The sequence below is a fragment of the Caballeronia calidae genome, assembly GCF_900044055.2.
Classification (GTDB): Bacteria; Pseudomonadota; Gammaproteobacteria; order Burkholderiales; family Burkholderiaceae; genus Caballeronia; species Caballeronia calidae.
In genome coordinates this window covers 1-3,316 of the sequence record NZ_FCOX02000197.1, presented here as the reverse complement: position 1 = coordinate 3,316, position 3,316 = coordinate 1, and the positions used below count along the sequence as shown (strand labels likewise).

Annotated in this window: 3 protein-coding genes; all 3 read right to left on the bottom strand. The window is 65.8% G+C overall.

The annotated features are described in order from the left end of the window. Nucleotides 1–57: 57 nt before the first annotated feature. The 3 genes from AWB78_RS41830 to AWB78_RS41820 are packed head-to-tail and all read right to left on the bottom strand — an operon-like array spanning nt 58 to nt 3,215. Entirely contained in the window at nt 58–888 is an 831-nt protein-coding gene (locus tag AWB78_RS41830) for a lysophospholipid acyltransferase family protein (protein WP_062613092.1), read from the bottom strand. A gap of 2 nt (nt 889–890) precedes the next feature. Continuing rightward, nucleotides 891–2,168, bottom strand: a complete 1,278-nt coding sequence (locus AWB78_RS41825; protein ID WP_062613090.1) for a dihydroorotase — start codon at nt 2,166–2,168, stop codon at nt 891–893. A gap of 9 nt (nt 2,169–2,177) precedes the next feature. Beyond that, nucleotides 2,178–3,215, bottom strand: coding sequence for an aspartate carbamoyltransferase catalytic subunit (locus AWB78_RS41820; RefSeq protein WP_062613088.1), 1,038 nt, complete (start codon nt 3,213–3,215; stop codon nt 2,178–2,180). Between the last annotated feature and the right edge of the window lie 101 nt (nt 3,216–3,316).

Here is a 3,316-nt window from a genome sequence, read left to right as displayed (position 1 = left end):
ACAAGGTTAGGCTTACCGAAGGGAGACGTGGATGAACCCCGTGCTGCGCGCGGCGCGCTATCCTTCGCCGGTCTGAAGGCCGTGGTTTTCCCCGCAGCCGGATGAAGACGTAATGACAGCTTCGACGGCCAGCGCATCGCTGAGCACGGCCGGTGCGCCGCGCATCCGGTCCAGCGCCGCGCTCACCGACGCTTGCGCCTCGCTCGCGAGCAGCCGCCGGTCTGCGCCCGGCGCGAGCGGATCGCACACGTAGAGATGCGCGGTGACCTTTCCCGCGCGCAAGAGCGCATCGAGCGAATCGTTGAGCGACATATCGCCGATATACGCGGGCGCGGTCGACTGCCTACCCTGCGCATCCTCGTACATGAGGCAGATCGGCTGCACCGGGCACGACGCCGAGACCGCCGCCTGAAACAGGTTCGCGTGAAACGGCAGCAGCGACCGGCCATCGGTCGTGGTGCCTTCGGGGAACACGCACATCATTTCGCCGGCGAGCAGCCGCTCGGCCAGCTCGTGCATGATGCGCTTCGCGTCGCTGCGCTTCTCGCGCTGAACGAACACCGTGTCCAGCTGATGCGCGAGCCAGCCGACGACCGGCCACTTGCGAATTTCGGCCTTCGACACGAATGGCGTCGGACGCCACGCATTGATCACGTAGATATCGATCCACGAGATGTGATTGCCCACGACGAGCACGCCAGCATCGAGCCGCGCTTCGTCGTTGTGAACGACGAGCTTCATGCCGGACAGCCGCAGCATCTCGAGCGACCACACGCGGTTCAACTCGCTGCGCTCGCTCGCGGACGCGCGCGGAAAGCGCATCGCGACGATCCACATGCCGTACAGCAAGTGGACGAGAAGCCGCAGCTTGCGCAGCGTGACGCCCATGTTCAGCGGCTCTCGTAAGCGACGTGACCGCCGACGACGGTCGCACGCACGCGCGCCGGCAGCTCGTAGCCGAGGAACGGCGTGTTGCGGCCCTGGCTCTTCAGCTTCTGCGGATCGACGCGCCATGCGCCTGCCGCATCGAAAACGCACAGATCGGCGATCGCGCCCGTCGCGATGCGGCCCGCGGGCAGCTTCAGCACGTCGGCGGGCGCGGACGTGATGCGCGCGAGCGCCTTCGCGAGCGGCACGTTCGCCTCGTGCGCCCACTTCACCGTGAGCGACAACAGCAGTTCGAGACCCGTTGCGCCGGGCGTCGCCTCGGCGAAGGGCAGGAGTTTCTCGTCGTCGTCGAGCGGCGTGTGATCGGAGCAGATCGCGTCGATGGTGCCGTCCGCGAGGCCGGCACGAATCGCTTCGCGGTCGCGTTGCTGACGCAACGGCGGATCGAGGCGGAATTGCGCATCGAAATAACCGATGTCGATGTCCGTCAGATGCACGTGGTTGATCGTCACGTCGCACGACACGGCGAGCCCTTCCGCCTTCGCCGCGCGCACGAGCCCGACACCCGCCGCCGACGACAGATGCGACAGATGCACGCGCGCGCCCGTCACGCGCATCAGTTCGAAGATCGTATGCAGCGCGATAGTCTCCGCCGCCGCCGGCACGCCCGACAACCCGAGCCGCGACGCCACCGCGCCACTCGCGGCCACGCCGCCCTTCGACATGTACGCGTCTTGCGGACGCAGCCACACGGTGTAGCCGTAAGTCGTCGCGTATTGCAGCGCGCGCTGCAGCGTGCGTGTATCGACGATCGGGTTATCGGCTTGCGAGAAGCCGACGCAGCCTGCTTCGGTCAGCTCCACCATCTCGGTGATGGTCTCGCCCTTCAGGCCGACGGTCAGCGCGCCGAGCGGATACACATGCGCGAGATGCAGCTTCTGCGCACGGAACTTGAGCATCTCGACGAGACCGGGCTCGTCGAGCGTCGGATCGGTGTCGGGCGGGCACACGAGGCTCGTCACGCCACCCGCCATCGCGGCGGCCATTTCGGATTCGAGCGTCGCCTTGTGCTCGAAGCCCGGCTCGCGCAGGCGCGCGGACAGATCGACGAAACCCGGCGCGATGTGCAGCCCGGACGCGTCGATGACTTTCGCGGCGTGGAAATCGGCGGGCGCCTGGCCCAGGCCGACGATCCTGCCCGCCGCGATGAATACGTCCTTGCGCTCTTCGGTGCCCGCGGCCGGATCGATGATCGTGCCGTTTTGAATCTGGATCTTCATATCGATTTCTTAATCACTGTTGCCGGCCACGATGCCCATCACCGCCATGCGCACGGCGATGCCGAAGGTCACCTGATTCAGGATCACCGACTGCGGGCCGTCGGCCACTTGCGAGTCGATTTCGACGCCGCGGTTCATCGGGCCCGGATGCATCACGATGGCATCGGGCGCGGCGAGCGCGAGACGCTCGGGCGTCAAGCCCCAGCTCTTGAAATACTCCTGCGCGGACGGCAGCAGCGCGCCGCTCATGCGCTCGTTCTGCAGGCGCAGCATGATGATCACGTCGACGCCCTTCAGGCCTTCGTCGAGATTGTGATAGACGTGCACGCCCATCTGGTCGAGATTGCCGGGCAGGAGCGTGCGCGGTCCGATCGCGCGCACTTCGGGCACGCCGAGGGTGGTCAGCGCGTGAATGTCCGAGCGCGCGACGCGCGAATGCAGGATGTCGCCGACGATCGCCACGCGCAGCTTCGTGAAGTCGCGCTTGTAATGGCGGATCGTGTACATGTCGAGCAGGCCCTGCGTCGGATGCGCGTGACGGCCGTCGCCCGCATTGATCACGTGCACGTGCGGCGCGCAGTGCTCGGCGATCAGGTACGGCGCGCCGCTCGATGCGTGACGCACGACGAACATGTCGGCGTGCATCGCGGAGAGATTGTTGATCGTGTCGAGCAGCGATTCGCCCTTGCTCGTCGACGACGCGTTGATGTTCAGGTTCAGCACGTCCGCCGAGAGCCGCTTCGCCGCGATTTCGAACGTGGTGCGCGTGCGCGTCGAGTTCTCGAAGAAAAGATTGAACACCGACTTGCCGCGCAGGAGCGGCACCTTCTTCACCTCGCGATCGGTCACGCTCACGAACTGCTCGGCGGTATCGAGAATATGCGTGACGATCCCGCGCGGCAGCCCTTCGATGGTGAGCAGGTGCTTCAGTTCGCCGTTCTTCGTGAGCTGCGGGTTGCCTTTGAGAAAGCCGTACCGGAACTTGTCGGCTGGTTTGTCTAATGCGGGCGCGCCCGTCTCGGCTGCGCCCTGAGTGACGATGTTCATCCGGTTGCGCGGGAAACCACGGCCTTCAGGCCGAGGAGGGATAGCGCGCCGTGCGCAGCACGGCCTTTACCCACGTCTCCTTTCGAAAAAGCTATCCTTGC

What these genes read in the sequence shown, in the direction of transcription:
- AWB78_RS41830 (WP_062613092.1), bottom strand. Translation starts at nt 888, where the DNA reads ATGGGCGTCACGCTGCGCAAGCTGCGGCTTCTCGTCCACTTGCTGTAC.
- AWB78_RS41825 (WP_062613090.1), bottom strand. Translation starts at nt 2,168, where the DNA reads ATGAAGATCCAGATTCAAAACGGCACGATCATCGATCCGGCCGCGGGC.
- AWB78_RS41820 (WP_062613088.1), bottom strand. Translation starts at nt 3,215, where the DNA reads ATGAACATCGTCACTCAGGGCGCAGCCGAGACGGGCGCGCCCGCATTA.